The organism is Mesorhizobium sp. AA23 (genome assembly GCF_001672435.1).
Lineage (GTDB): Bacteria > Pseudomonadota > Alphaproteobacteria > Rhizobiales > Rhizobiaceae > Mesorhizobium.
Genome location: NZ_LYTP01000012.1, coordinates 626,723 through 653,287, shown reverse-complemented (window position 1 = coordinate 653,287; position 26,565 = coordinate 626,723). Strand labels below are relative to the sequence as shown.

Below are 26,565 nucleotides of genomic sequence, written 5' to 3'. Positions count from 1 at the left end.
AAAAGAAGTGAAGATACTGGCGCTGGGGGCTCATCCCGACGATATCGAGATATTCATGTTCGGTACGCTGGCCGCCTATGCCGCGCTAGGCGCAGAGCTGACTTTTGCGATAGCCACGGACGGAGCCAAGGGCGGCACGGGCGATCCGAAGGCGCTTGTCAAAGCGCGGCGCGAGGAAGCGACCGAGGCGGCCACCCTGCTCGGCGTCACACCGCGTTTCCTCGATTTCCCCGACGGGGCGCTGGTTGCGGATGCCGCATTGATCGGCACACTCAAGGCGCTGATCGGCGAGGTGCAACCCGACCTCGCGATCACGCATGCGCCGAACGACTATCACGGCGACCACCGCGCGCTGTCGGATGGCGTGCGCATCGCGGCGTCCTTCGAGGTACCGGTGCTGCATGCCGACACACTGGGCGGCACAGGTTTCTCGCCGTCGCATTACGTCGACATTTCCAGCCACTGGGACCTCAAGGCGCAGGCCATTCTCGCGCATCGCTCACAGGGGCCCGAGCATTATCTCAACGGTGCACGCATGCAGAACGCGTTCCGCGCCGGCCAATGCAACGGCGCGCCCGGCGCGCTGGCCGAGGCGTTCCGGTTCGAGCCCCTCTTCCCCTTTGCCGACATCCGCGAGCTGCTGCCTCCGGCGCCGCGGATCCGGCCGGTCACGGTGGGCCCGAAGACCGTCAGGTAGCCGGCTGAAGCACGAGCCGCCAAGCACCAACAGTTATTTCCCAACGATTTCAAGCACCGCTTTCGTCATGCTGCGGCGCAGCAACGAATTCGCTTGCGTTGTTTAGTAAAAAGAGCATCACTAAACAAATTACTAAACATCGGCGACGCGGCGCGCGCCATGTTCAGGCCCTCGGAGGAGCGAGGTTGAGGCTTTTGAAACCGTCATCCGGACGCGTTTCGCAAATGGGAGGTAAGGCATGAAATCGACCTTGAAACTGGCGTTGGGACTGGCCTCGGCGGCACTCGCGTCGACCGCCGTCTCGAACGCGGCGCATGCGGAAGACCTGACGCTTTGCTGGGCGGCCTGGGATCCGGCCAACGCGCTCGTGGAACTGTCCAAGGACTTCACCAAGGAAACCGGCATCGGCATGAAGTTCGAATTCGTGCCGTGGACCAACTATGCCGACCGCTTCCTTAACGAGCTCAACTCACACGGCAAGCTCTGCGACCTGATCATCGGCGACAGCCAGTGGATCGGCGGCGCGGCCGAGAACGGTCATTACGTCAAGCTGAACGACTTCTTCGACAAGGAGAAGATCAGCATGGACGACTTCGTGCCGGCGACCGTCGTCGGCTATTCCGAATGGCCGAAGAACACGCCGAGCTACTGGGCGCTGCCGGCCATGGGCGACGTGGTCGGCTGGACCTATCGCAAGGACTGGTTCTCGCGGCCGGAACTGCAGAAGGAGTTCAAGGAGAAATATGGCTGGGACCTCGCCCCGCCGACGACCTTCGACCAGCTGAAGCAGATCGCCGAGTTCTTCCAGAAGCGGCAGATCGACGGCAAGACCGTCTATGGCGCCTCGATCTACACCGAGCGAGGCTCGGAAGGCATCACCATGGGCGCCATGGACGTGCTTTACAGCTACGGCTTCCAGTATGAGAACCCGAAGAAGCCCTATGAGATGGACGGCTTCGTCAATTCCGAGAAATCGGTGAAGGGGCTGGAATTCTACAAGGCGCTCTATGATTGCTGCACGCCGCCCGGCGCCTCCAACAGCTACATGGGCGAAGGCGTCGATGCCTTCAAATCCGGCCAGGTGGCAATGCACATGAACTTCGCCTTCACCTGGCCCGGCCTGCAGAAGGACGAGAATGTCGGCGGCGACAAGATCGGTTACTTCGCCAATCCGAAAGGTCCCGACGGCGACCAGTTCGCGCAGCTCGGCGGCCAGGGCATTTCGGTGGTTTCCTACTCCGACAAGCAGGAATCGGCGCTGAAGTACATCAAGTGGTTCGCCAACAAGGACGTGCAGGCCAAGTGGTGGTCGCTCGGCGGCTATTCCTGCCTGAATTCCGTCGTCAAGGATCCGAAGTTCCCGTCCAGCCAGCCCTATGCGCAGGCCTTCCTCGACTCCATGGCGATCGTGAAGGACTTCTGGGCAGAGCCGAGCTACGCGCCGCTGCTGCAGGCCTCGCAGAAGCGCTTCCACGACTATGTCGTCGCCGGCCAGGGCTCGGCCAAGGATGCGCTCGACGGCCTCGTCAAGGACTGGACGCAGATCTTCCAGGACGACGGCAAGATGTAAGGCTCCTCCCGAGCAGGTGCGTCCCGTGCCGCCTTGGCACGGGACGCAGTTCAGATAAATTTCATCGCCGAGGCTGACCAGTGACCGATGCAGGACTAACCATGCTCAATCGGACTGCGGACAACGCTGCGCGGGCCACACCCGAGCCGTTGGCCAGGAAGATCCGGGGCATCAGCGACAAGGGCCTCGCCTGGCTGTTCATTTCGCCGACGATCCTTCTGCTTTTAGCCATCAACATCTTCCCGCTGTTCTGGGCGATTTACCTCTCCTTCACCAATTACCGCGCCAACCGCCCGAACGAAGTGGTCAAGAATCTCGGGCTTTCCAACTACAGGCGCATCCTCGGCGACCAGGATATCTGGATCGCAATGCAGACGACGGCGCATTTCGTCTTCTGGACCATCCTGCTGCAGACGGTGCTCGGCTTCACGCTCGCCTGGCTGATCGACCGGAAATTCCGCGGCCACGCCTTCTGGACCACGATCATCCTGGTGCCGATGATGCTGTCGCCGGCGGTGGTCGGCAATTTCTGGCGCTTCCTCTACGAGCCGCAGATCGGACTGTTCGCCTACGCCATCTCATTCCTCACCGGCATCCCGCCGACGAATGTCCAGATGCTGTCCAATGTCGAGCTGGCGCCATGGGCGATCATCATCGTCGACTCCTGGATGTGGACGCCTTACGTGATGCTGATTTGCCTCGCGGGTCTGCGCTCCATCCCAGAATACATTTATGAAGCGGCCGAGGTCGACCGCGCCTCCAACTGGCGGCAGTTCTGGTCGATCACCCTGCCGATGGCGCTGCCCTTCATCATGCTGGCCGTGCTGTTCCGCGGCATCGAGAACTTCAAGATGTTCGACATGGTCAACCTGCTCACCGGCGGCGGACCGGGCTCGACCACCGAGGTCGCCTCGATCACGCTGAAGCGGCAGGCCTTCGAAAGCTGGCGCACCGGCTATTCCTCGGCCTTCGCCATCATCCTGTTCGTCGCGGTGTTCGGCCTTGCCAACATCTACGTCAAGGCACTCAACAAGGTGAAGCAGAGATGAGCCTGACCACCGCCCATTCCGTCGTCGCACCTTCGACGAACTCGAAGCGGATCGCCGGCGTGCTCGTCGTCGGCTACGCGCTGATCTCGATCGTGCCGCTCTTGTGGATCTTCGCCACCAGCTTCAAGACGCCGCCGGATTCGATTGCCTATCCGCCGAAGATCGTCTTCCAGCCTAGCATCGAAGGCTACTGCAACCTGTTCACGACCCGCACCAGGCAGACGCCAGAATACATCAACGCGCTCGGACCGGCGACCGGCTTCTGCGACGAGACGGTGCGCAAGCGCAACATGGTGATCGCCGGCCCGTCGAACTTCCTGCCGCGCTTCGTCAACTCGCTGATCATCGCCTTCGGCTCGACCTTCTGCGCGGTGTTCCTCGGCACGCTCTCGGCCTACGGCTTCTCGCGCTTCAAGGTGCCTTTGGCAGACGACCTCCTGTTCTTCATCCTGTCGACGCGCATGATGCCGCCGATCGCCGTCGCGATCCCGATCTATCTGATGTACCGCGAGCTCGGCCTCTCCGACACCGCGCTCGGCATGATCCTGCTCTACACCGCGGTCAATGTCTCGCTGGCGGTCTGGCTGCTCAAGGGCTTCATCGACGAGATCCCGCGCGAATACGAAGAAGCGGCGATGATCGACGGCTATACGCGGCTGCAGGCCTTCTGGCGCACGGTGCTGCCGCAGGCGACCACCGGCATTGCCGCGACCGCCATCTTCTGCCTGATCTTTGCCTGGAACGAATATGCGTTCGCCGCGCTTCTGACCTCCGGCACGGCGCAGACGGCGCCGCCCTTCATCCCGACCATCATCGGCGAAGGCGGCCAGGACTGGCCGGCAGTCGCCGCCGGCACGACGATATTCCTGGTGCCGATCCTGGTCTTCACCATCCTGCTCCGCAAGCAATTGCTGCGCGGCATCACCTTCGGCGCGGTGCGCAAATGAGCACAATCCAGCCTGCAAAACGCAAATCGCGTTGGCCCGTCTGGGCAAGACGCGGCCTGATGGAAAACATCGCCACCGCGATCATCGCCATCGGCTTTTTGATGCTGTTCCAGCCTTTGGCGCTGTCGCTCTACAGCTATTCCTTCGTCACCATGCTCGCCGGCACCGCCATGTTCATCGTCGTCTCGAAATTCCCGGAATAAAAATGGCCGAGATCCGTGTTCAGAATCTGAGGAAGGCCTTCGGCGAGTTCGTCGCCGTGCAGGATTCCAATTTCGTCGTCGAGGATGGCGAGTTCTTCGTCATGCTCGGGCCGTCGGGCTGCGGCAAGACGACGACGCTCCGCATGATCGCCGGCCTCGAACTGCCCACCGGCGGCAAGATCCTGCTCGGCGGCGAGGACGTCACCATGCGCCGGGCGCGCGAGCGTGACATCGCCTTCGTCTTCCAGCTCTTCGCGCTCTATCCGCATATGAATGTGCGCAAGAACATCGACTTCCCGCTGCTGGCGCAAGGCATGGCGTCGGCCGAGATCCGCGCCCGCGTCCAGGAGACCGCGAAGCTGCTGCGCATCGACCACCTGCTCGACAAGTCGGTCTCCGGTCTTGCCGGCGGCGACCGTCAACGCGTCGCGCTCGGCCGCGCCATCGTCAGGCGACCGAAATGTTTCCTGATGGATGAGCCGCTTGGAACCCTCGACACCGAGTTCCGCGATTTGATGGTGCATGAGCTGCGCGAGCTGCACAACCGCATCCACGCCACCACCGTCTATGTCACGCACGACCAGATGGAAGCGATGTCGATGGCCGACAAGATAGCGGTGATGAACCACGGCGTCATCGAGCAGTTCGGCAGCCCGCGCGAGATTTACGACCGGCCGGCCACGATGTTCGTCGCCGATTTCATCGGCTCGCCGCCGATGAACTTCTTGCGCTTCGGCGGTGGGCTCGCGAAGGGTGCGAAGGAGATCGTCGTGCAGGGCGCCAGGGTGACGGTCCCGGAAGTGCGCGAGGATATTGCGCCGGCCGACATGGCGCTTGGCATCCGCCCCGAGCACATCCGCTTCGACGATGCCTCGAAGCTGCGCGGCGCGATCTACGGCACCGAATATCTCGGCACCACGCAGATCGTCGCGGTGGAGACGGCTGACGGCATCATCAAGGCCCGGGTGCCGGCCGGAATCCATCTAAATACGGGCGAACAGGTAGGGCTGGCATTGAGCAGCGCGCGGCTGTCGCTGTTCGAGAAAGGCACTGGACGCGCGGTGAAAACCGTCATGTACGATCAGGCAGTGGAGGCGCGCCATGGCTGACGTGCAGATTCAGGGTGTGACCAAAAGCTTCGGCGAGACAGTCGCGGTCAGCGATCTCGACCTGCAGATCAAGGACGGCGAGTTCGTCGTGCTGCTCGGCCCGACCGGCGCCGGGAAGACGACGACGCTCAGGCTGATCGCAGGGCTCGAGCGGCCGGACAGCGGCACGATCCAGATCGGCGGCCACGATGCGACGGGGCTGTCGCCGGCCGAGCGCGACACGGCCTTCGTCTTCCAGCAATATTCGCTCTACCCGCATCTTTCGGTCTTCGACAACCTCGCCTTCCCGCTGCGCTCGCCGGCGCGGCGTTTTCCGGAGGAAGCAATCCGCCGCCGCGTCGAGGAAGTCGCGCGGATGGTGCGCATCGACCACAAGCTCAACAACCGCTCGACCAGGCTTTCGGGCGGCGAGATGCAACGCGTCGCCATCGGCCGCGCGCTGGTGCGAAAGCCCTCGATCTATTTGATGGACGAGCCGCTGTCCTCGCTCGACGCCAAGCTGCGCGCCGATCTCAGGCTCGAGCTGAAGCGCATCCAGTCCGAGCTCGGCGCCACCATGCTCTATGTCACGCACGACCAGATCGAGGCGATGACCATGGCCGACCGCATCGGCATCCTTTCCGAGGGCGTGCTGGTGCAGATCGGCACGCCGCGCGCGATCTATTCCGAGCCGGCAAACCTTCATGTCGCGGCTCGCCTTGGCCAGCCGGCGATCAACCTTCTGCCGGCAGGGCTGCTGCCCGACGGCGGCGCGCCAACCGGCACGACGACGATCGGCGCGCGCACCGAACATCTCGCGATCGAAAAGGCGGCGAACGGCCATGCCGACGGCGTCGTCGACTGGGTCGAGCATCTCGGCGACCAGAACCACCTGCATGTCACGGTGGGCGCCAAGAAGCTGGTGACGCTGACCGATCCCGACACGCCGCTCGCAAAGGGGGACAGAGTGACGATCCGCTATCGCTCGCCGCTTTATTTTGGTTCGGACGGTCAAAGATTGATGTAGCCGGCGCACCCGCACTTTTTGACGACCCGCAGATACGGACTCGACGAATCCATGAAGCACTTTTTCAACCGCAAGGACTCGATCGTTACCGAAGCGCTGGACGGTTTTCTGGCCACTGCCGGCTCCGGCACGCTGGCGCGGCTCGACGGCTATCCCGAGATCAAGGTCGTGCTGCGCGCCGACTGGGACAAGGCGAAGGTGAGCGTCGTTTCCGGCGGTGGCGCGGGGCATGAGCCGTCGCATGCGGGCTTCGTCGGCGCTGGCATGCTGACGGCGGCAGTCTCCGGCGAGATCTTTGCTTCGCCGAGTGTCGAGGCGGTGCTGGCGGCGATCCGCGCGACGACCGGGCCGGCCGGCTGCCTGCTGATCGTCAAGAACTACACCGGCGACCGCCTCAACTTCGGCCTCGCCGCAGAAAAGGCCCGCGCCGAGGGCTTCGCGGTCGACATGGTGATCGTCGGCGACGACATCGCGCTGCCCGACATCGCACAGCCGCGCGGCATCGCCGGCACGCTGTTCGTGCACAAGATCGCCGGACATCTTTCCGAATCCGGCCATGACCTAGCCTCGGTCGCGGCGGCAGCGCGGGCGGCGGCGAAGGACATCGTTTCGCTCGGCATCTCGCTCTCCTCCTGCTCGATCCCCGGCCAGACCCACGAGGACCGCTTCGGCGCCGGCGATGGCGAACTCGGTCTCGGCATCCATGGCGAGCCGGGCGTGGAGCGCATAACCCTGCAGAGCGCCAGTGCGCTCGTCGCCATCATGGCCGACCGCCTCGCGGCCCGGCTCGATGCCGGCAGCCGCTATGCCTTGCTGATCAACAATCTCGGATCGGTACCGCCGCTCGAAATGTCGTTGATCGCCAATGCCGTGCTGGCCTCGCCGCTGGCAAAAGCGGTGACGCTGACGATCGGTCCCGGACATCTGATGACCGCGCTCAACATGAACGGGTTTTCGCTGTCGCTGATCAGGCTCGAGGCGGAGCGCGAGGCGGCGCTGCTGGCGCCGGTCGGCCCGCATGCCTGGCTGCCGGCCAGGCCGGTTCGCCCGCCGGTCGTGGTGGCCACAGCCCAGCCGGCAGGTCGCGACATCGCCAAGGCGGCCAGCCGTGACGCCGGCGCCGAGCGGCTGATTGCTGCGGTCTGCGAGAAGCTGATCTCGCTCGAGGAGGCTCTGAATGGCCTCGACGCCAAAGCCGGCGACGGCGACACCGGATCGACGGTGGCGACCGGCGCACGCAGCGTGCTCGACCGCGTCGACACGCTGCCGCTTGCGGACAAGGCCGCAACTCTCGCCACAATCGGCGATACATTGGGAACTTCCATGGGCGGTTCCAGCGGCGTGCTTTTGTCGATCTTCTTCACGGCTGCCGCACAGTCGCTCAACGGCGGCGCGCCGCTCAGCAAGGCGCTGCTCGCCGGCCTTGACCGCATGACCTTCTACGGCGGCGCGAAGCTCGGCGACCGCACAATGGTCGACGCGCTGGAGCCGGCTCTGAAGGCGCTCGACACGAACGGGCTGGAGGCGGCTGCTTCGGCCGCGCGGAGCGGCGCGCAGGCGACGGTGGCGATGCAGAAGGCGAAGGCCGGTCGCTCGGCCTATATCGGCCGCCAGCTTGACATAGCGGATCCGGGCGCGTTTGCAGTTGCCGAGGCGTTCGCGGCCGTGGTGGCCATGTTCGCCCCGGCATGAAGGACAGGCGATGGCCGCATCCGATTTCTCACAATTGATCGCGGCGACTGCGGATACGATCGCGGCGCATGCCCACGAGCTGACCGCGCTCGACCAGGCGATCGGCGACGGCGACCATGGTCTGAACATGAAGCGCGGCTTCGATGCGGTGCGCGCCGAAAAGGCCGCAATCGCGGCAAAACCGCTGCCGGACGCGCTGACCGCGGTCGGCACCAAGCTGGTGATGACCGTCGGTGGAGCCTCCGGGCCCTTGTTCGGTACTCTGTTCATGGCGCTCGGCAAGGAACTGTCCGGCACGCCCGACCGCGCCGCGCTGACAGCGGCGCTGGGTAAGGCGATCGAGGCGGTTTCGGCGCGCGGCAAATCGCAGCCGGGGCAAAAAACGATGCTCGACGTGCTGCAGCCGGTGTATGAGGCACTGGCGCAGGGCAAGACGGCTGCCGCAATCGCAGACGCTGCCGACAAGGCGGCCGAAGCCACCGTGCCGATGAAGGCCTTGCGTGGGCGCGCCTCTTTCCTGGGGGAGCGCTCGATCGGGCATATGGACGCCGGGGCGCGCTCGACCGCGCTCTTGGTGCGCGCAGTCGCTGAAGCGATCGAGGGTTCTTGATGAGCAATGTCGGTATCGTCATCGTCTCGCATTCGCCGCTTGTCGCCGAAGGCACGGCCGACATGGTGCGCCAGATGGTGGGCGACGAAGTGCCGCTTGCATGGTGCGGCGGAAACGGCCATGGCGGGCTGGGCACCAGCGTCGAGGCGATCATGGGCGCGATCGACAAGGCCTGGTCGGAAGCGGGCGTCGCCATCCTGGTCGATCTCGGCGGCGCCGAGACCAACAGCGAGATGGCGGTCGAAATGATCGGCGAGCCGCGATCCCGCAGAATAGTCGTCTGCAATGCGCCGATCGTCGAGGGTGCGGTGATGGCGGCGACGGAATCGTCCGGCGGCGCATCGCTCAAGGAAGTGGTGGCGACGGCGCATGAATTGTCGCCGTCGTGAGTGAACGGGAATCGACTGAATGTCCGCATCCGCCGAAGCCACGGTTCTGATCACCCACGAGGTGGGCCTGCACGCGCGCCCTTCGGTGAAGTTCACCAAGCTCGCCAAGTCGTTCACGGCCGAGGTGGAGGTGGCAGTCGCCGCCAACGGCCCCTGGTTCGATGCCAAGAGCATCGTCAAGGTCATGGCGGCCAAGGCGCCGAAAGGAACCGTGCTGCACATAAGGGCGCGAGGCGACGGCGCAAGCAACGCGGTCGAAGCGCTGGTCGGCCTGGTGCAGCGCGATTTCGACGAGGATGCGGATCATGCCCGCTCCGCTTGAGCCGGGTCTGCCGCCCTCTCAATCCGCAAGGAATGCGGGCCATGCGGATTGAGGGCATCCCTGCCTCTCCCGGCTACGCCGAAGGGCCGCTGTTCAACCTCGACCGTCCACCGGCTGCTTATGTGGCCAAGGCGAGCGAGGCGGAGGAGAAAGCAGCGCTGAAGGCGGCCATCGGCAGGGCGGTGAGCCGGCTGACCTCGCTTGTCGAGACGGCCGATGGCGATGCCGCCGGCATCCTCGAATTCCACATCGCCATGCTGGAGGACGTCGCGCTGAGCGCGCCCGCCTTCGCGGCGCTCGGCTCCGGAGAGCCGGCCGACGCTGCCTGGCGGCAAGCACTGGATGCCGAGATCGCCGGCTATGAGGCGTCCGACCAGGACTATTTCCGGGCACGCGCCTCGGACTTGCGCGACATCCGCGACCAGGTGCTGCGAGCGCTGAGCGAGGATAGCGAGACCGCGGCGCCCCTCGGCGCCATCCTCTATGGCCTGGACATCGCGCCGACGCGTTTCCTCGAAACCGACTGGAGCAGAGGCGGCGGCATTGCGCTCGAGGCCGGCAGCACCGCCAGCCATGTCGCCATGCTGGCACGCTCGCGCGGCGTGCCGATGGTGGTGGGGATTGGTGCCTTTGCGGACGAGCCCACCGGAAACGCGCTCCTCGACGCCGAGCATGGCGGCATCGTGCTCTCGCCCTCGCCGAAGGAGATCGAGGCGTTCCGGCAATCATCCTCCTCCTTCGCGGCGCGACAAGGCCAGGCGCAGACTTTTCTCGCCCAGCCGGCGGCGACCAAGGCCGGCACGTCGGTGCGGGTGCAGGTAAACATTGCCTACCCTTCCGATGTCGACGGCATCGACATTGCGACCTGTGATGGCGTCGGGCTCATGCGCACCGAATTCCTGTTCGGCAAGGCCCTGCCGGACGAGGAGACACAGTACCAAGCCTACCGCAAGGTGCTGGAATGGGCCGGAGAAAAACCGGTGACCATCCGCACCATCGATGCCGGCGGCGACAAACCGATCCCCGACTTCACCGTCGAGGAGACCAACCCGTTTCTCGGCCTGCGCGGTATCAGGCTGTCGCTGGCGCGGAGCGACATCTTCCGGGTGCAAATCCGGGCATTGCTGCGCGCCGCCGTCCACGGCAATCTGAAGGTGATGTTTCCGATGATCGCCAGGGCCGAAGAGCACAGGCAGGCCGCCGCGTTGTTTGCGGAGGAGGAGGCCGCTCTCGCGTCGCGCGGTGTTGCGCACAAGCTGCCGCCGCTGGGCATCATGGTCGAGGTCCCTTCGGTGGCCATCGCGCCGGAGGCTTTTGCCGACGTTGCCTTCTTCTCGATCGGCTCCAACGACCTGACGCAATATGTGATGGCAGCCGCGCGTGACAACGCCGCCGTTGCACATCTCAACGCTGTCCGCCATCCGGCTGTGATGCGGCTGATCGCTTCGGTCGCGGCCTTCGGGCGCGAGAAAGGAATTCCGGTCAGCCTCTGTGGCGATGCGGGCGGCGATCCGGCCGCCATTCCGGCGCTGATTGAGGCCGGCCTGCGCGACCTATCGGTGTCTCCGGCGCAACTCGCCATGGCCAAGGCGGCCATAGCGGACGTCCCGGTGTAAGCACAGCATGGCCAGGCCAGCCAAGATACAAGAAGCCGGCGCGGAAGACGCGATCCGCGCGTATAAGACCATCCTGTCGCAAGTCATCGACCAGCGGCCTTCCGGCATGCGCCAGCGACTTGCCGATGCGCTCGGCAAGCATCGCAGTTTCGTCACGCAAATCTCCAGCCCGGCCTATTCGATCCCCATCCCGTCGAAGCATTTGCCGGCTATCTTTTCCGTCTGCCATTTCAGCCCGGCCGAGCGCGACCAGTTCCTGGCCGCCTACCACCAGGCGCATCCGGGCAAGCTGCCGGCGGCTTCGGGTCCGCGCAAGACGCGCCACGTCTCGCTCATCGTGCCGGATTTCGGCGACGACAAGCAGAACGCAGCGCTCGACCGAGCGATCAACGAATTCATCCAGAAGATCACCAGCATCGCCGGCAGGGGCAGCGGCTGAGCGAGGACCTATTCGGGAGGACTGCCATGAAGAAGTTTCTGAATTCGGTGGACACGGTCCTCACCGAAAGCCTTGATGGCTTCGTCGGCGCGCATTCCGACATCCTCGCGCTCGGCGACGAGCACAAATTCGTTCGCCGCAAGACGCTGAAACCGGGCAAGGTAGCGCTGATCTCGGGTGGCGGCTCCGGCCACGAGCCGCTGCATGGCGGGCTGGTTGGCCACGGCATGCTCGACGCCGCCTGCCCCGGCCAGGTCTTCACCTCGCCGACGCCCGACCAGATGCTCGCGGCCGCGCAAGCCGTCGACACCGGCGCCGGCTGCCTGTTCATCGTCAAAAACTATGAAGGCGACGTGATGAATTTCGACATGGCCGCCGAAATATCGGACGGCGTTCTGCAGGTGGTGACCAATGACGACGTCGCGGTCGAGAATTCGTCCTACACCACCGGTCGGCGCGGCGTGGCCGGCACGCTGGTGGTGGAGAAGATCGTCGGCGCCGCGGCCGAGCAAGGCATGCCACTGCCCGAGCTCAAGGCGCTGGGCGACCGCGTCAACGCCTCGACGCGCTCGATGGGCGTGGCGCTGACCAGTTGCACGGTGCCGGCTGCGGGCAGGCCGACCTTCGACATTGGCGACAACGAGATGGAATTCGGCGTCGGCATCCATGGCGAGCCCGGCCGGCGGCGCGATGATCTGAAGAGTGCCGACGCCATCGCCGAGGAGATCTGCACGGCAATCCTCGGCGATCTTGGTGACCGCGCCAGGGGACCGGCGCTTCTTTTCGTCAACGGCTTCGGCGGCACGCCGTCGATGGAGCTTTATTTGATGTACAACAGCGCGCGAAAAATCTTCGAGAAGAGAGGCGTGACGGTGACCCGCTCGCTGGTCGGCTCCTATGTCACCTCGCTCGACATGGCAGGCTGCTCGATCACGCTGACGGTGCTCGAGGATGAGACGACGGCGCTTTGGGACGCTCCGGTGCACACGGCGGCGCTGCGCTGGGGGATGTAGCGTCGCGCGGGCTTTTCTGCGACCATGGTCGCCTGTTGTTCGCGATATTGCCCGGTTGATGCTGCTCCCGCTTTCACCTGCCGAAGAAAAGCTGCTGCTCGAATTTGCCGATCCGGAGGCGCCGTCCGAGCGGGGCGGGGCCCTCTCGGCAAGCAGCCTCATGGCGCTGCTCGCCAATGCCGAGTTCCACGGCGTGCTGCCGATCATGCTGCGCAAGCTTCGGGAAATCGGCGAGGCCGATCTGCCGAACGATGCCGCCCTGCGGCAAAAACTCTCCGGGCTTCGCGATCAGGCTACACTGGCGACCGGGCAGTCGATGCTGCTGCAATATCACGGCGACCGCATCATGAAGGCCTTGGCCGCGAAAGGCGTTGCGGCTCGCATCGTCAAGGGCCCGGTGTTCGCGCGCAAGCTTTATCGCCATGCTGCCGATCGGCCGTTCACCGACATCGACATACTTGTCGATCCGGCCAGCATCGGCGAGGCCAACAACGTGATCGCCGAATGCGGCTTCACGCTTGCCAGTGGCGAGGCCGAATCGCATGAGTTGCAGGAGTTCAAGTGGCTGGAGAAGGAGAACTCCAGCCTGCTGATCGAGCTGCATGGCAATCTGGTGCATGACACCGGCATGCGGCGGCGCCTGTCGCTCGGCTTCCGCGAGTTGCAGATCATTGACGGCGGCCAGGCCGACACGCCGGCGTCGCTGCTCACCATCGCCATCGTTCATGCCGCCGGAGGCCACAAATTCCACCGGCTGCAGCTCTGTATCGACGTGCTGCAAGGTGTGCGCGCGCTGCAATCGCCGGAAGCCGAAGCGCGCCTTCTCGATGCCGCGCGTATGACCGGCATCGAGCTCGAGCTGGCGACCGTGCTCAATGTGACCGGGCGGCTGTTCGACGAGCCGCGCGCGATCGCCCTTGCCAACCGCATCAAGCCCGATCTGTCGATACGGCTCGCCAAATGGCTGATCACCGGCAACGTGCTGCTCAGGGTCAATTCGCGGGACAAGATGCGCTCGCGCCTTAGCCGCGACGCCTTCCGCTGGGTCCAGCGGCTTGCCCGGCCAAGGCCCTATCCGGCCTGAAAGCCCGTTTGGAGATCTACTCCTCCACCGCGCCGCGGATCAGCCCCGCTGCATCGGCCGGGCTTGAGCCGACTTCCAGGGTGAAAGTGGGGACGGCCCTGACCAGTGCCGCGATCGACGCCATCCGTCGTTGCTGCATCGGCAACAGGCCGGTCAGGCCGGTCCTGACATTGTCGGTGGCAAGCGCGACCATCGCATCGGTCCTGGCCAAGCGCGTGAGCCGGGTGTGGCCGTCGGTCGAGCGCGCCAGATGCAGCAGCGCCGAGACCGGCCTGGGACGGACGTCCTCGATGCGAATGATCTCGGCGAGACGCTCCAGCGAGACGGCCTGCTCGCCCTCGGCGTCCCATCTGTCGCCAAGGCAGGGCGAGAGGAATGGCAGCATCGCCGCGGTGTTGCGATGGATCTTCACCTTACGCGGCATGCCCCAGGCTAGGGTGCCTTCAGATGTTGCACCGAGGATCATCACATCGTCCGAGCATAGGCCGAAGCCCTGCGATGCCAGCGCCATTGAAGTTGTCGACTTGCCAGTGCCGCTCGGCGCATGGATTAGCACGAGCGCCCCGCTATCGGGCAGCGTCAGACCGGCGGTATGGAGCATGTACTGCCCGCCGGAATCGAGCGCGGCATCCAGCACCATCATCAGCAGCGTCCATTTGACCTTGCTGTCGGGATGAACGCGGATTTCGGCCGAGCCCTCGTCGGCACGGATCGAGGCCGTCTGGAGGCCGGGAAAGACCAGATGGACGACGTCGTCGGCGTCGATGATGCGGCAATGGCCGTCCAGCGGCACTTCGCCGTCGAAGGCGAGCTTCCCCTCCGGGTTTTCGGGCAGCGCCGACGTTTCGAGGATATCGATGCGAAAGCCGGGTTCGACCGCTTCATTGACGCGCAATGTGCCGAGCATCAGATCGAAGCTCGGCCAGAGCTCGGCGCGCTCTGCCGATATGCCGATGACCTGGCCGTTCAGGTCATAGCAAACGGTGGCTGCGGCGCCGGTCAAGCGGCGCGCGCCTTCACGCTGCCGCCGGGGTGGCGATAGATTTCAACCATGTCGGGAAGGCTGTCGCTGACCACCGGCTTGCCGTCGAGGCAAACCCAGCAATGCGCCGAAAGGCGCGGCTCATGCATCGATTTGGCATCGACACCGAAATGGAGGTCGGGGTTGAAACCCGCCATCCGCAGGAAGCGGAAACCGAGCAGCCCTTCCCTCAGGCATCTGCGATCACGCATCACCCAGGGATGCCGAACCGTGCGGTTGACGCGGCTGACGACGTAGCTCCATGGCAGGCCACGATAGGGTGTGCGCAATTGCAGCGGCGCCAATTTCAGCACGCTTTCGAAGTCGCGCCGGACGACCAGTACCGGTATCAGCCGGGCGCTGAGCCACAGATGAGTGCGGAACAGGGCGCGCAGGAACGGTCCGCCGGCCATCACGCGCCCGGGTCGGCAAGGATGCCTTCGGCCACCAGCTCGGCGGCCAGCGCCGTCATGTCGTCGCCGAGCGTCGCCTTGTCGACCTCGAATTCTTCCGACAGCAGATCGACGATGTGGTCGAGGCTGCGGGCGCCGTCGACCTTGTCGAGGAACGCTTCGGTGGTGCCGTTGCAGGTGTAAAGCTGGCCGCTGCGCGCCAGAAGCACCACGGCGCCGTCGCCGACATGCTGCACGGAGGCGTCGTCCGCCATCCGCAGAACCGTTTCAAAGGCGATTTCAGCCATACGCCCGCTCCCTATGCCGAACTGCAATTAGCGCGGCATGCCGTCGCTGTCCATTGCCAAGCGGGCAACGCTGCGTGTCAGACGGCCGGGCCTATCGGGCCACTCGGGCCCGCAACGATGCTCGACAGCTTCCCGCGCCTGACCGGAACCGGTTTTTCGTAAGTTCTTTCCATCAAAACTTCCCCGGAAAGACTATCCAACTCGCGCGAGAATGATGGTGGGCTGGAACCACTATCAAGCCGCCGTTCGCGCCAGGGTTGCCATCTTTCCCATAAGTAAGCTAAGAGTCTGCCGGCTTTTTGGGGAGTGGACAGTATGCGTTACAACTGGGATCGCGCTCCGACGGCATTCGAACGCCATCGGAAGGCATTGGCCGCCGCCATTCTAATAGCCGGCGGTGTCGGGCTGATGCTGGCAGCACTGCCGCTCTAAGCCGAATTCACTTGCTGACGTCATAGCGCGCTCCGATCCGGGAGCGGCTGGATCCGTTTGCCGGCAACGCCGACCAAAATGCGAGGAGACATGGCCGGCCAAAGCGGCTTAGGCTATTGCCATACGACGGAATGTTCCTGGGGAGGAAAAGTCGATGGCCTCACGCTACCACGAAGTCTATGAGGGCTGGAAACGCGACCCCATAGCGTTCTGGGCCGAAGCGGCCAAAGCGATCGACTGGTATTCGCCAGCCGAAAAGGTCTTCGATCCGGCGGCGGGCGTCTATGGCCGCTGGTTCACAGGCGCCACCTGCAACACCTGCTTCAATGCCATCGACCGCCACGTGGCGGGGGGGCGCGCCGACCAGCTGGCGCTGATCCATGACAGCGCGATCACCGGCACGATCCGGAAATTCACCTATGCCGAACTGAAGCGCGAGGTGGTCGCGCTCGCCTCTGTCCTCAAGAACCGTGGCATCGGCAAGGGCGATCGGGTGATTATCTACATGCCGATGGTGGCGGAAGCGGCGATCGCCATGCTAGCCTCGGCCCGCATCGGCGCCGTGCATTCAGTGGTGTTCGGCGGCTTCGCCTCGCATGAGCTCGCGACCCGCATCGACGACGCCAGGCCGAAGCTGATCATCACCGCCTCCTGCGGCCTGGAGCCGGGACGCGTCGTCGCCTACAAGCCGCTGCTCGACAAGGCGATCGAGATGTCGAAGCACAAGCCCGATGCCTGCCTGATCCTTCAGCGCGAGCAATTGCGCTGCGAGATGAAGGACAATTACGACATCGACTATGCCGATGCGGTCGCCCGCGAGCGCGCCGCCGGCGCCAATGTCGACTGCGTGCCGGTCTTGGCCACCGACCCGCTCTACATCATCTACACCTCCGGCACGACCGGGCAGCCGAAGGGCATCGTGCGCGACAATGGCGGTCACATGGTCGCGCTGAAATGGACGATGGACAACGAGTTCGGCGTCAACCCCGGCGAGGTGTTCTGGGCGGCCTCCGACGTCGGCTGGGTGGTCGGCCATTCCTACATCGTCTACGGGCCGCTTCTGCATGGCTGCACCAGCGTGCTCTTCGAAGGCAAGCCGATCGGCACGCCGGACGCCGGCACCTACTGGCGGGTGATCTCGGAACACGGTGTGGTGGCGCTGTTCACGGCGCCGACCGCCTTCCGCGCCATCAAGGGGCAGGATCCGCGCGGCGAGTTCGTGCCGAAATACGATCTGTCGAAATTCCGCACGCTGTTCCTCGCCGGCGAGCGCGCCGACCCCGAGACCATCAAATGGGCAGAGCAGAAGCTCAACCGTCCGGTGATCGACCATTGGTGGCAGACCGAGACCGGCTCGCCAATGACCATCAACCCGGCCGGGCTCGGGCTTTTGCCGGTGAAATACGGCTCGCCGGGCGTGCCGATGCCGGGCTACGATATTCGTATTCTCGACGATGCCGGCCACGAGGTGCCGCGCGGCACGCTCGGCAATGTCGTGGTCAAGCTGCCGCTGCCGGCAGGCTGCCTGCCGACGCTCTGGAACGCCGACGCCCGCTTCCGCCAAGCCTATCTCGAGGAGTTCCCCGGTTTCTACAAGACGGCCGACGCCGGCATGATGGACGAGGACGGCTATCTCTACGTCATGGCCCGCACCGACGACATCATCAACGTCGCCGGGCACCGCCTCTCGACCGGCGCGATGGAGGAGGTGCTGGCCGCGCATCCGGACGTCGCCGAATGCGCCGTGATCGGCATCGCCGACGCGATGAAAGGTCAGGTGCCGCTCGGCTTCGTCGTGCTCAACGCCGGTGTGGCGCGCGACACCGGCGCCATCGAAAGCGAGGTGGTGGGCCTGGTGCGCGAGCGGATCGGCCCGGTCGCAGCCTTCAAGACGGTGGTGACGATCAAGCGGCTGCCGAAGACGCGCTCCGGCAAGATCCTGCGCGGCACGATGCAGAAGATCGCCGACAAGGAGGAATGGACGATGCCGGCGACCATCGACGATCCCGCGATCCTCGACGAGATCACGGCGGCGCTCAAGGGGCGCGGCATCGGGATCTAGCCGCTCGCGGGATCGCAACGCGAGGCAGCCTCACGAATGCATCCTGCGCTGCAATCGACTGTTGTGCAATGCAGCAGCACCCCCTAGAAGTCTACCCGGGGGGCCGTTCCGAAGGCACGGCATGGCTCAGCACAAGACCACATTCGGCGGCGTCGACATTTTGCGTTTCTTCGCCGCCGTCATGGTGATGTTCTATCACTACGGCTTCTGGGTATGGGCGTTTCCCGACGGCGTGTCGGCGCGCTCGACCGGCGGCATCCCTGCCCATCCCGAAATGGCGTTTGTCGGCTCCGGCTGGGTCGGCGTTCAGGTGTTCTTCGTCATCAGCGGCTTCGTCATCGCATTCAGCGCCGAGAATTCGACCCCGCTGAAGTTCTTCGAAGCTCGTGTCAGACGGCTGGCGCCGGCGGTCTGGGTCTGCGCGCCCATCTCCGCGATCGTGCTGCTGATGGTCGGTCTTTCCTGGCCGACCGATGCCGTGGTGCGACTTGCCCGCACGGCGCTGTTCGTGCCGTTCGAGCCATGGGTCGACAGTGTCTACTGGACGCTCGGCATCGAGATCGCCTTCTACGCCATCGTCTGGACCCTGCTGCGGTTCGGCCGATTCGACCTGATGGAAGCTGTCGCCGTCATCATCGGCCTGCTCAGCACGGTGTTCTGGTGTCTCTATTTCGCCTTCGGCTGGACCGATCTCGCGGAGGCGCGCTGGCTGCAGCTCACCCTGGTGCATCACGGCGCGTTCTTCGCGGTCGGCGTGCTGATCTGGCTGATGCGCTTCAAGGCGGTGACAGCGGCACGGCTCTGCTTCTCGGCGCTGTTTCTCGCCGGCGGGGCGCTGCAGATCGTAAGCTCGGTCGACGTGCACAGCATCAAGGTGGAAGCGGCGATGCCCTATGCGCCGCCGATCATCATCTTCCTGGCCGCGGTAGCGCTGATGGCTTGGTCGCTGCGCCTCAACCTTTCCTGGGGCGGCTGGCGCCGGATCGGGCTGATGACCTATCCGCTCTACCTCATCCACGATGTCGTCGGCGCGGCGCTGCTCGGCGTCCTGATCCGCGCCGGCGTGCCATATCTGGTTTCGATCCCGATCGTCGGCATGGCCATGATCGCGGCAAGCTGGCTGGTGGCGGCCGAGGCCGAGCCGCGCGTCCGCATGCTGCTCGACCGCACGCTTTTCCGCTATCGGCTCAAAGCGGCCTAAAGCGCATCGCGCCGAAACGGTTCAGGCGACGCTTTTCGGGGTATTGACGCACGTCGTTTTGCCAAGACCGCTGCGCCTTTTTGGCGATGTGCATCGAGCAGCCCGGTGTGGAAATGTTTGCATTCGACATGATATCGAGGCTTGGTCCACGCTCCGTGGCATGACCCTAGTTTGAGTACCGAGCCTCAATCCGTGAGCCTGTTCCAACGATCGAGACGACCCCGGCCCTTGCCGCGCGAACGGCTGATGATGGATATGCGCGACACGGTGGTCTACGCGATCGGCGACGTGCATGGCTGCTACGACGAGCTGCGCACGCTGGAGCAGAAGATCGAGGCCGACGCGCTGCAGTTCCGCGGCCGCAAGATCATCATCATGCTGGGCGACTATGTCGACCGCGGGCCCAATTCGCGGCGCGTGGTCGAGCATTTGATGGCACCGCCGCCAGAAGGTTTCATGCGCGTGTGCCTTGCCGGGAACCACGAAGTGGCGATGCTCGCCTATCTCGACGGCCATCTGTCACTGGAGCCGTGGCTCCGCGTCGGCGGACGGGAAACGCTGTTCTCCTACGGTATCGATCCCGACCGCCTGGCCGATTTGTACGGATCGAGCGAAGAGGTAGTCGAGCGTATCCGGGAGGCCATTCCGGCCACCCACGTCGCCTTCATGCGCACGCTGCCGGTGATGATCTGTTCGGAGCGGTTCCTTTTCGTCCATGCCGGCATCCGGCCCGGCATCGCGCTCGAAGCGCAGGACGAGGCCGACCTGCTCAACATACGATCCGAGTTCCTGGCGGCGGCTCACCGCCTCGATCGCTGGGTCGTGCACGGACATACGATCGTGGACGTTCCGACGCTCGACGGGCGCCGGCTCGGCATCGACACCGGCGCCTTCCAGAGCGGCCGGCTGACCGCCCTCAGGATCGTCGGCAAATATGGGCGGCTGCTGTCGACCGGAGAATAACCGCCGCGGCTTTTCGTCGGATGAACTGCTTTAGGCGGCCTGCTTGGCGCGCGATTCCGACTTCTCGAGGTAGTAACTCGAATAGCGGTCGAAGAACTTTTCCGAACCGCCGAGAGAGCCGTATTTCGCCAGCTTCTTCAGCTCGACCTTGTTGAGCACCGCGCCGGTGATCTTTTCGGCGATGTAGGGTTCCGACTCCAGCATCGAGCGCACCATGGCGCGTGGCGTGCGTCCCCACTCGGTGACGAGCACGAAGCCGTCGACCAACGGCGCGAAGGCCTTGGCGTCGACCACCGGGCCGAGCGGCGGCAGGTCGACGATGATGTATTCGAACGTCTCCTTGGCGTTCTCGATGAAACGCCGCATGCCGGCGGAGCCGAGAAGCTCGCTGGTGTGCGAGAACTGGCCGCGCACCACGGCCGGGATGATCGCCAGCTTGGTCTGGCGGTCGACCTTGCCGACCGACTGCCAGGTCTGTCCATTGACCACCGCTTCCATCAGCCCGTGCTCCGACTCCATGCCGAGGCTGCGGCTGAGGCCCGGATTGCGCAGGTCGCCATCGATCAGCAAAGTCTTGGCGCCGTTGGCGGCGAGCAGACCGGCGAGGTTCGCCGCAACCGTCGACTTGCCTTCCCCGGGCAGGACGGAGATGACGCCGATCACCCGACTGCCCTTGTCTTCCATCACCACGTCGAAAGCGATCTTGGCATTGCGGAGCGTTTCGGCGAACATCGAGGCCGGCGCATCGAGGCTCACCCGCATGCGCGCCCGTTTCTCGGCGGCCGACAGGCTGGTGACCTTGCCGTCGGCCGGCAAGTCGTCCGGCTTCGACTCCTTGGGCTTGCCGCCACCGATCGTCGGCAGATAGCCGAGGAACTTCAGGCCGACACGGTCGCGAATGTCCTCGCCTGTCCGGAAGAAGCGCTCGTTGAATTCGTTCAGGCCTCCGCAGCCGGCGCCGAGCATGAGGCCAAGCACCAGCGAGAGCGCCAGCACGCGCAAGGTGCGCGGAGCCGAGGCGGTGAGAGGCATCGACGCGTCGGAGATGATGCGGACCTTACCGACCGGGAATGACTGCTGCTGCGACGCTTCCTCGTAACGGCTAAGGAAGGTCTGATAGAGCGTGGTCAGCGCCTGCGCCTGCTGATCGAGCTCCTTCAGCCTGACCTGCGACTGGTTGTCGATCGAGCTCTTGCCTGCCTGGGTGGCGATTTTCTCCCTAAGCGCGGTCTCGCGCGCCTGCGCCACCTGATAGTCGTTTCGATAGCTTTCGGTGATCTGTTTCAACTGTCCGAAGATCTGCGCCGAGACGTCGGCCTTCTCCTTGGCCAGCGCAACCGCCTGCGGGTGATCCTTGCCGAAGTTGTTCTCCACGTCCTGCAACCGTTTGGCGATCGCGAGATAGCGGGTTTTCAGCGCGATGATGACCGAGCTGCTCGGCTGATCGGCCGCTATCGCCGAATCGTTGAAGGCGCTTTCGGAGCCGCTGTCGACGATCGCCTTGTACTGCTGGTAGCGGGCGCTGGCGCGGGCTGTATCGGCCTGCGCGACAATAAGCTGGGCGTTCAGGTCGGCGAGTTGCTTGTCGCTGAGCAACTGGCCGTCGCTGTTTGCGGAAAGCCCGTGCTCGGCCCTGAACTTCTCGACCGCCAGCGCAGCTGCCTGCGAGCTTTCGCGCAGTTCGGTCAGCCGGCCTTGCAGCCAAACGGCCGCGCGCTCGGTGGCGTCGAAGCTGGCGTTGAGCTGGTCGGCAAGGTAGGCGTCCGCATAGGCCTTGGTGATGGCCGTGGCCAAAGCCGGATTGGTCGACTGATAGCCGATGCTGATGACATTGCTGCGGCCGTTGCGATCCGCCATCAATCCGGTTTGCAGCACGAGGACCGCGTAGTCATGGGTTGCCGCCTTCATCATGGCTTCGCGCGTTGCGGCATCGACATTCTCGATCCCGGGGATTTGGTTGCCGCCGCCGCTGCGGAAATAGCCGACGATGCCGCGCAAGAATCCGATTCCCTGGGCCAAAGCCGATTGCGGCGGGTTCATGAATTCCTGGTTCTGGTCCAGCTTCAGCTTGTCGACCACCTCCGATGCCAGCCGCGCCGAGTTGAGTATCTCGATCTGGCTGAGGATCGTCGCGTCCGTCTGCTGCGTGGCACTGACAGCCGAAATGTCGTCCACGACCTTGTTCAGGCCGTCGTCGATCAGCACGCTCGCAAGGGAGGTGTATTGCTTGGGCGTCGTCTGGAGATAAATCACACCCAGGAACAGACCGATGACGGCGCAGACCGCCACCACCTTGGCCTGCCGGGCGGCCATGCCAAGCAGACGCTCGATGTCGATGAAGTCTTCACCCTTTTCCGGTTCGGTGGTGGGCAATGGAATCCTCTTGTCGAGAGGAAAGTTGGCATAATTCATCGTCGGTCCAATTCCAGGTTGCAGGCGCTACCGGCCTTCGAAGAGTGTCGTCGTCACCAGAAAAGGCCACGCAACATTCGTGCCACGGAGCGCCCGGCCAAGAAGGCCAAGCGCTTGCGCGGCTGTCGCGCCATCGCGATTTCGCATATGCACCCAAAATTTGGGCATTATGCGGCTACTTCCCGGCGCTCGTGCGACCGGACGAATTGCTGCAGCATTTCGAAGACAGGTCCTTTCATGTCGTCGCGCGCCAGAGCAAAGGCGATGGTGGCCTCGATGAAGCCCTCCTTGGAGCCGCAGTCGAACATGCGGCCGTTGAAGGGCTGGGCAAAGAAAGGCTGGCTTTCAGCCAGTCGAACCATGGCGTCGGTGAGTTGGATCTCGTTGCCGGCGCCGCGTTGCTGGGTGCCGAGCAGGGCGAAGATCTCCGGCTGCAGGATATAGCGGCCGTTGATGTAGAAGTTCGACGGCGCGTTGGCGGGGGCCGGCTTCTCGACCATGGCGGTCACTTCGAAGCCCGAGGCCACCTCGGCGCCGCGGCCGACGATGCCGTATTTGCTGGTTTCCGAAGGATCGCAGCGCTCGACGGCGATGACGTTGCCGCCGGTCCGCTGATAGAGGTCGACGGTTTCCGCCAGGCAGCCCGGCGCGCCGAAGGACACCATGTCGGGGAGCAGCAGCGCGAAGGGCTCGTTGCCGATCACGTCGCGTGCGCACCATACGGCATGGCCGAGACCGTGCGGCGACTGCTGGCGGATGAAGGAGGTGGCGCCGGCCACCGGCAGCAAGCTTTCCAGCGATTGGAGCTGCGCCTTCTTGCCGGTCTGCTCGAGCGTCCCGATCAGTTCAGGGTGCAGGTCGAAATAGTCTTCGATGACCGCCTTGTTGCGCCCGGTGACGAAGACGATGTGCTCGATGCCGGCCTCGAAGGCCTCGTCCACGGCATATTGCACGACAGGCTTGTCGACGACGGGCAGCATTTCCTTCGGCATCGACTTGGTCGCCGGCAGGAACCGCGTTCCGAGCCCCGCCACCGGTATGACTGCCTTCCTGACTTTCTGCATCGCTTATTCCTTCTGAGGATATCGCTTTTTTACCTATCGCTGGCTATGAAACCGCATTCCATGCGCCTGCATGCTTCACCTCCCCGTGCCCACGGCAAACTGTGCCGCAACCCTTCTCAGCCGAACCGCGATCGGCATCGACATATGCCGGACCGCGGCCGGATCGCTGAGCGCCGTGCGTATCGCCTTCAGCGGCGCACGCGCCTTGATGTGCTGCACCAATGACAGGAACGAGGCCGCCTTGCGCAAGCTGCGGCCGCGTCTGGCGAAAGCCGCCTTGGCGCCGTCGTCCATGAAATGCGCGGCCGCGAAGGCGGCATCGGCCTCGGCCATCGCCTCGACATGATGCAACTCGAGCACGCGCGAGATCGAGCCGCTGCGGATATGGTAGACATAGCCGACGGTCGGCTCGACCACGCAGCGGCCGCCTTTGGCTAGCGCGCTCGCCAGAAGAATGTAGTCTTCGCCGATGCGCAGCTTCTCGTCGTAGCGGAGCTGATTTTCGTCCAGGAAATGGCGCTGGAAGATCGGCTTCAGATAGCCGAGGTTGAAGCGCGACTCGAAAACGATGTTGCCGGCGATATAGTCGGTCAGCGAGATTTCGCCGAGCCCTTCGAGGTACCCGGTCGGGAACATCATGTCTTCGGGCGTGCCGTCTTCGCGCACGACCTGGACATTGTCGACCGCGATCTCGGCACCCGCCTTCTCCGCCCGCGCGATCATGGCCGCCAGTCTGCCGGGCAGGACGGCATCGTCGGAATCGAGCACGGCGACCCAGCGGCCGCGGGCCAGATCGAGCCCGGCATTCCTGGCGCCGCCAGGGCCGCGGTTGGCGGGAAGAGCGACCACCGTGACGATGTCCTGAGGATAAGCGCGCGCGACATCGCGCGTGCGGTCGTCCGACCGGTCGTCGACGACGATGACTTCGATCGCGACATCGCGCTGCGCCATCGCGCTGGCGATCGCCCGGTCGAGAGTTGCCTCGGCGTTGTAAGCGGCGATGACGAAGCTGACGTCAGGCTGCACGCTTTTCCCCTTCCTGCTGAGTGATGCCGTACTGGCGGATTTCGCGGACTCCGACCAAACCGCTGACGACGCCGAGATGCATAATGCCGCGCAGCATGCTGCGGTTCCGTCGCACCGGGCTGACTGCGGCCAAAAGCGCCATACCGAAGCAGTAGCCCGCCTTCGCCGAGGCAAGACCGACCTGGCAGACGCGGCGCAGGCCGCCGGTGTTGCGCCCGATGAGATGGCCGTGCGTCTGCCCGAAGCGGAAGCGGCGGCGGCGCAGCCAGTCGAAGGCGGCCCTCGAGCTCGGCACCACCTCGTCGACAAAGGCCTGCGGGGCAAAGGCGATGCGCCCGCCGGACTTGACCACTGAATCGAAGAATTCGGTGTCCTCGCCGCCGGTCTGGCCACGCGCCAGGCTGAAGCGCCGGTTGCGCAGGCTTTCGTCGGTCATCCTGAGCAGGACATTGCAGGTGTAGCCGGTGCGGATCTCGCCGCGCACCCAGACGGGCAGGGTCGAGTGGAAATCGCCCTTGCGCATCCAGTCCGGCGCGTCCTGGCGATATGTCGCGCGGACCGGCCCGAGCACGGCCGTCGCGCCGGTCGCCTCCGCGGTCGCCACGAGTTCGACGAGCCAGCCCGGCGAAGCCGTCTCGTCGTCGTCGATGAAGGCGACGAGGCCCGAGACGCTGGCATCGAGGCAGGCGTTGCGAGCGATCGAGATGTTGCGCGCCGGCGCGTGGCGATAGCGGATCGGCAGCTTCAGTTCCTGCGCCAGCGCCTTCACCAGCGGCTGCGCGCTCGGCTCGTCGTCATTGTCGGCAACGACGATGCCGATCTCGAAACCGGCGGGGTTCTCCAGCGCGGCGATGGAGCGCAGCGTGTCGGCAAGCGCCGGCCTGCGGAAAGTGCAGATGCAGATGTCGATGCTGCCGCTCTTCTCCGCAGCCATCACGCCGCCTCGCGCGACGGCTGCGGGCCAAGGAGCTGCAGCCAAAAGCCCATGGACCAGCCCAGATGCATGACCATCACCGACACGCCGGCCAGCGCTATGGCGGGGTTGCGCTGGCTGATCGCGGTCCGGATGCCGTAACCGAGGCAGACACCCGCCCACACCAGAAACGGCACGGCCGCCAGCACAAAGATCGGAGACAAGAGCGCCATCAGGACCACCGGAAACACCAGCAGCGGGATCATTTGCCGCAGCTTCGGCATCATGCGATGCTTGAGCACGTTCCTGGCGCGGCCGCGGCCATAGCCGAGATATTGGAAAAACAGGCTCTTCAAGGTGGAGCGCGGATAATAAACCATCTGCGTCTTGCCGCTCATCCAGATGCGGTAGCCGGCCAGACGGAGGCGGTGATCGAGCTCGGCGTCCTCGTTGTGGCTGAAGCTCTCGTCATAGCCGCCGACCGCGCGGAACGCGGCAATGCGCATCAGCGCATGGTGGCCGTGGTCGACCCATTCGCCGGCCGACATGTGGCGGTGCTTGGAGCCGCCGGTGCCGAGCCTGGAATTCTGCGCCGCCGCCACGGCCCTCTGCACCGCGCCCGTGCCGCTGGTCAGCATCGAGACGACGACCGAATCCGCACCCGTGGCTTGCGCTTCCTCGACCAGCCTGTCGCAATAATCGGCCGGATACCCGCCATGCGCATCGATGCGGATGAGATAGTCGGCGTCGTCGCCGAAGGTCGCCACCGCAAGGTTGATCGCCGCGCTTTGGATGCGCTTCGGATTGGCGATCAGGATGACGCGTGGATCCTCCGCAGCGAGTTCTTCGACGATGCCTTGTGTGCCATCGGTGCTGCCGCCGTCGGCCACGACGATGCGCGCGCCGAGCCGCGCCGCGGCCGGCCGCAGCCGCTGGAGCAGCCCGCCGATATGAGCGGCCTCGTTGAGGCACGGGATGACGATCAGGCTCGATCTCGTCGTGCGCGTCATCGGGTTTTGTCCATT

The 26,565-nt window shown here is 64.7% G+C and carries 26 protein-coding genes; 18 read left to right on the top strand and 8 right to left on the bottom strand.

The window, feature by feature from the left end:
- The first annotated feature begins 7 nt into the window (after positions 1–7).
- The 15 genes from A9K66_RS13770 to A9K66_RS13700 all read left to right on the top strand — a co-directional run bounded on the left by A9K66_RS13770 (position 8) and on the right by A9K66_RS13700 (position 13,746).
- A complete protein-coding gene (locus A9K66_RS13770; protein WP_067324285.1) occupies positions 8–697 on the top strand; it encodes a PIG-L deacetylase family protein in 690 nt (229 codons plus the stop codon).
- 238 nt (positions 698–935) lie between these two features.
- Positions 936–2,267, top strand: a complete 1,332-nt coding sequence (locus A9K66_RS13765; protein WP_067324283.1) for an extracellular solute-binding protein — start codon at positions 936–938, stop codon at positions 2,265–2,267.
- A 101-nt stretch (positions 2,268–2,368) separates the two neighbouring features.
- Positions 2,369–3,316, top strand: coding sequence for a sugar ABC transporter permease (locus tag A9K66_RS13760; RefSeq protein ID WP_067324282.1), 948 nt, complete (start codon positions 2,369–2,371; stop codon positions 3,314–3,316).
- On the top strand, positions 3,313–4,263 hold the full coding sequence (locus A9K66_RS13755) for a carbohydrate ABC transporter permease (RefSeq protein WP_067324280.1): 951 nt from the start codon (positions 3,313–3,315) through the stop codon (positions 4,261–4,263). Before A9K66_RS13760 ends, A9K66_RS13755 begins: the two co-directional genes overlap by 4 nt.
- On the top strand, positions 4,260–4,466 hold the full coding sequence (locus A9K66_RS13750; protein WP_067324278.1) for a hypothetical protein: 207 nt from the start codon (positions 4,260–4,262) through the stop codon (positions 4,464–4,466). The genes A9K66_RS13755 and A9K66_RS13750 overlap by 4 nt, the downstream gene beginning before the upstream one ends.
- Positions 4,467–4,468: 2 nt before the next feature.
- A complete protein-coding gene (locus tag A9K66_RS13745; protein ID WP_067324276.1) occupies positions 4,469–5,575 on the top strand; it encodes an ABC transporter ATP-binding protein in 1,107 nt (368 codons plus the stop codon).
- The gene (locus A9K66_RS13740; RefSeq protein WP_067324274.1) at positions 5,568–6,581 is read left to right on the top strand and encodes an ABC transporter ATP-binding protein; all 1,014 of its coding nucleotides are present in this window, start codon (positions 5,568–5,570) and stop codon (positions 6,579–6,581) included. The genes A9K66_RS13745 and A9K66_RS13740 overlap by 8 nt, the downstream gene beginning before the upstream one ends.
- Positions 6,582–6,632: 51 nt before the next feature.
- Positions 6,633–8,273: a dihydroxyacetone kinase subunit DhaK gene (locus tag A9K66_RS13735; RefSeq protein ID WP_067324272.1), complete on the top strand. Its 1,641-nt coding sequence runs from the start codon at positions 6,633–6,635 to the stop codon at positions 8,271–8,273.
- Positions 8,274–8,283: 10 nt separating this feature from the next.
- Positions 8,284–8,883 (top strand): dihydroxyacetone kinase subunit DhaL, encoded by a 600-nt coding sequence (gene dhaL, locus A9K66_RS13730; RefSeq protein WP_067324270.1) that lies wholly within the window; start codon positions 8,284–8,286, stop codon positions 8,881–8,883.
- Complete coding sequence (gene dhaM / locus A9K66_RS13725) at positions 8,883–9,272, top strand: dihydroxyacetone kinase phosphoryl donor subunit DhaM (protein ID WP_067324268.1); 390 nt, start codon at positions 8,883–8,885, stop codon at positions 9,270–9,272. Before dhaL ends, dhaM begins: the two co-directional genes overlap by 1 nt.
- A gap of 19 nt (positions 9,273–9,291) precedes the next feature.
- Entirely contained in the window at positions 9,292–9,594 is a 303-nt protein-coding gene (locus A9K66_RS13720; RefSeq protein ID WP_067324266.1) for an HPr family phosphocarrier protein, read from the top strand.
- A gap of 41 nt (positions 9,595–9,635) precedes the next feature.
- The gene (gene ptsP, locus A9K66_RS13715) at positions 9,636–11,210 is read left to right on the top strand and encodes a phosphoenolpyruvate--protein phosphotransferase (protein WP_067324264.1); all 1,575 of its coding nucleotides are present in this window, start codon (positions 9,636–9,638) and stop codon (positions 11,208–11,210) included.
- Between the two features lie 7 nt (positions 11,211–11,217).
- Entirely contained in the window at positions 11,218–11,649 is a 432-nt protein-coding gene (locus tag A9K66_RS13710; RefSeq protein WP_067324262.1) for a hypothetical protein, read from the top strand.
- A 26-nt stretch (positions 11,650–11,675) separates the two neighbouring features.
- Positions 11,676–12,662, top strand: a complete 987-nt coding sequence (gene dhaK, locus A9K66_RS13705; RefSeq protein WP_067324260.1) for a dihydroxyacetone kinase subunit DhaK — start codon at positions 11,676–11,678, stop codon at positions 12,660–12,662.
- Positions 12,663–12,720: 58 nt separating this feature from the next.
- Complete coding sequence (locus A9K66_RS13700) at positions 12,721–13,746, top strand: nucleotidyltransferase family protein (RefSeq protein ID WP_067324258.1); 1,026 nt, start codon at positions 12,721–12,723, stop codon at positions 13,744–13,746.
- A gap of 16 nt (positions 13,747–13,762) precedes the next feature.
- On the opposite strand, the gene A9K66_RS13695 is transcribed toward A9K66_RS13700, so the two are convergent.
- The 3 genes from A9K66_RS13695 to A9K66_RS13685 are packed head-to-tail and all read right to left on the bottom strand — an operon-like array spanning position 13,763 to position 15,467.
- Positions 13,763–14,749: a serine kinase gene (locus A9K66_RS13695; protein ID WP_067324256.1), complete on the bottom strand. Its 987-nt coding sequence runs from the start codon at positions 14,747–14,749 to the stop codon at positions 13,763–13,765.
- Positions 14,746–15,180, bottom strand: a complete 435-nt coding sequence (locus A9K66_RS13690) for a lasso peptide biosynthesis B2 protein (protein WP_067324255.1) — start codon at positions 15,178–15,180, stop codon at positions 14,746–14,748. The genes A9K66_RS13695 and A9K66_RS13690 overlap by 4 nt, the downstream gene beginning before the upstream one ends.
- Positions 15,180–15,467: a PqqD family protein gene (locus A9K66_RS13685; RefSeq protein ID WP_067324253.1), complete on the bottom strand. Its 288-nt coding sequence runs from the start codon at positions 15,465–15,467 to the stop codon at positions 15,180–15,182. The genes A9K66_RS13690 and A9K66_RS13685 overlap by 1 nt, the downstream gene beginning before the upstream one ends.
- A 586-nt stretch (positions 15,468–16,053) precedes the next feature.
- On the opposite strand from A9K66_RS13685, the gene A9K66_RS13680 reads away from it, so the two are divergent.
- The 3 genes from A9K66_RS13680 to A9K66_RS13670 all read left to right on the top strand — a co-directional run bounded on the left by A9K66_RS13680 (position 16,054) and on the right by A9K66_RS13670 (position 20,125).
- Positions 16,054–17,961 carry a propionyl-CoA synthetase gene (locus A9K66_RS13680; RefSeq protein WP_067324251.1) on the top strand — a complete coding sequence of 636 codons (1,908 nt, stop codon included), beginning with the start codon at positions 16,054–16,056 and terminating at the stop codon, positions 17,959–17,961.
- Between the two features lie 121 nt (positions 17,962–18,082).
- Positions 18,083–19,162 (top strand): acyltransferase, encoded by a 1,080-nt coding sequence (locus A9K66_RS13675; RefSeq protein ID WP_067324249.1) that lies wholly within the window; start codon positions 18,083–18,085, stop codon positions 19,160–19,162.
- A gap of 246 nt (positions 19,163–19,408) precedes the next feature.
- The gene (locus A9K66_RS13670) at positions 19,409–20,125 is read left to right on the top strand and encodes a metallophosphoesterase family protein (RefSeq protein ID WP_164749204.1); all 717 of its coding nucleotides are present in this window, start codon (positions 19,409–19,411) and stop codon (positions 20,123–20,125) included.
- 30 nt (positions 20,126–20,155) lie between these two features.
- On the opposite strand, the gene A9K66_RS13665 is transcribed toward A9K66_RS13670, so the two are convergent.
- The 5 genes from A9K66_RS13665 to A9K66_RS13645 all read right to left on the bottom strand — a co-directional run bounded on the left by A9K66_RS13665 (position 20,156) and on the right by A9K66_RS13645 (position 26,550).
- Complete coding sequence (locus A9K66_RS13665; RefSeq protein ID WP_067324245.1) at positions 20,156–22,537, bottom strand: polysaccharide biosynthesis tyrosine autokinase; 2,382 nt, start codon at positions 22,535–22,537, stop codon at positions 20,156–20,158.
- A gap of 167 nt (positions 22,538–22,704) precedes the next feature.
- Positions 22,705–23,601 (bottom strand): UTP--glucose-1-phosphate uridylyltransferase GalU, encoded by an 897-nt coding sequence (galU, locus tag A9K66_RS13660; RefSeq protein ID WP_067003460.1) that lies wholly within the window; start codon positions 23,599–23,601, stop codon positions 22,705–22,707.
- A 75-nt stretch (positions 23,602–23,676) separates the two neighbouring features.
- On the bottom strand, positions 23,677–24,627 hold the full coding sequence (locus A9K66_RS13655) for a glycosyltransferase family 2 protein (protein WP_067324243.1): 951 nt from the start codon (positions 24,625–24,627) through the stop codon (positions 23,677–23,679).
- Positions 24,617–25,564, bottom strand: a complete 948-nt coding sequence (locus A9K66_RS13650; protein WP_280944364.1) for a glycosyltransferase — start codon at positions 25,562–25,564, stop codon at positions 24,617–24,619. Before A9K66_RS13650 ends, A9K66_RS13655 begins: the two co-directional genes overlap by 11 nt.
- The gene (locus A9K66_RS13645) at positions 25,561–26,550 is read right to left on the bottom strand and encodes a glycosyltransferase family 2 protein (RefSeq protein ID WP_067324728.1); all 990 of its coding nucleotides are present in this window, start codon (positions 26,548–26,550) and stop codon (positions 25,561–25,563) included. The genes A9K66_RS13650 and A9K66_RS13645 overlap by 4 nt, the downstream gene beginning before the upstream one ends.
- Between the last annotated feature and the right edge of the window lie 15 nt (positions 26,551–26,565).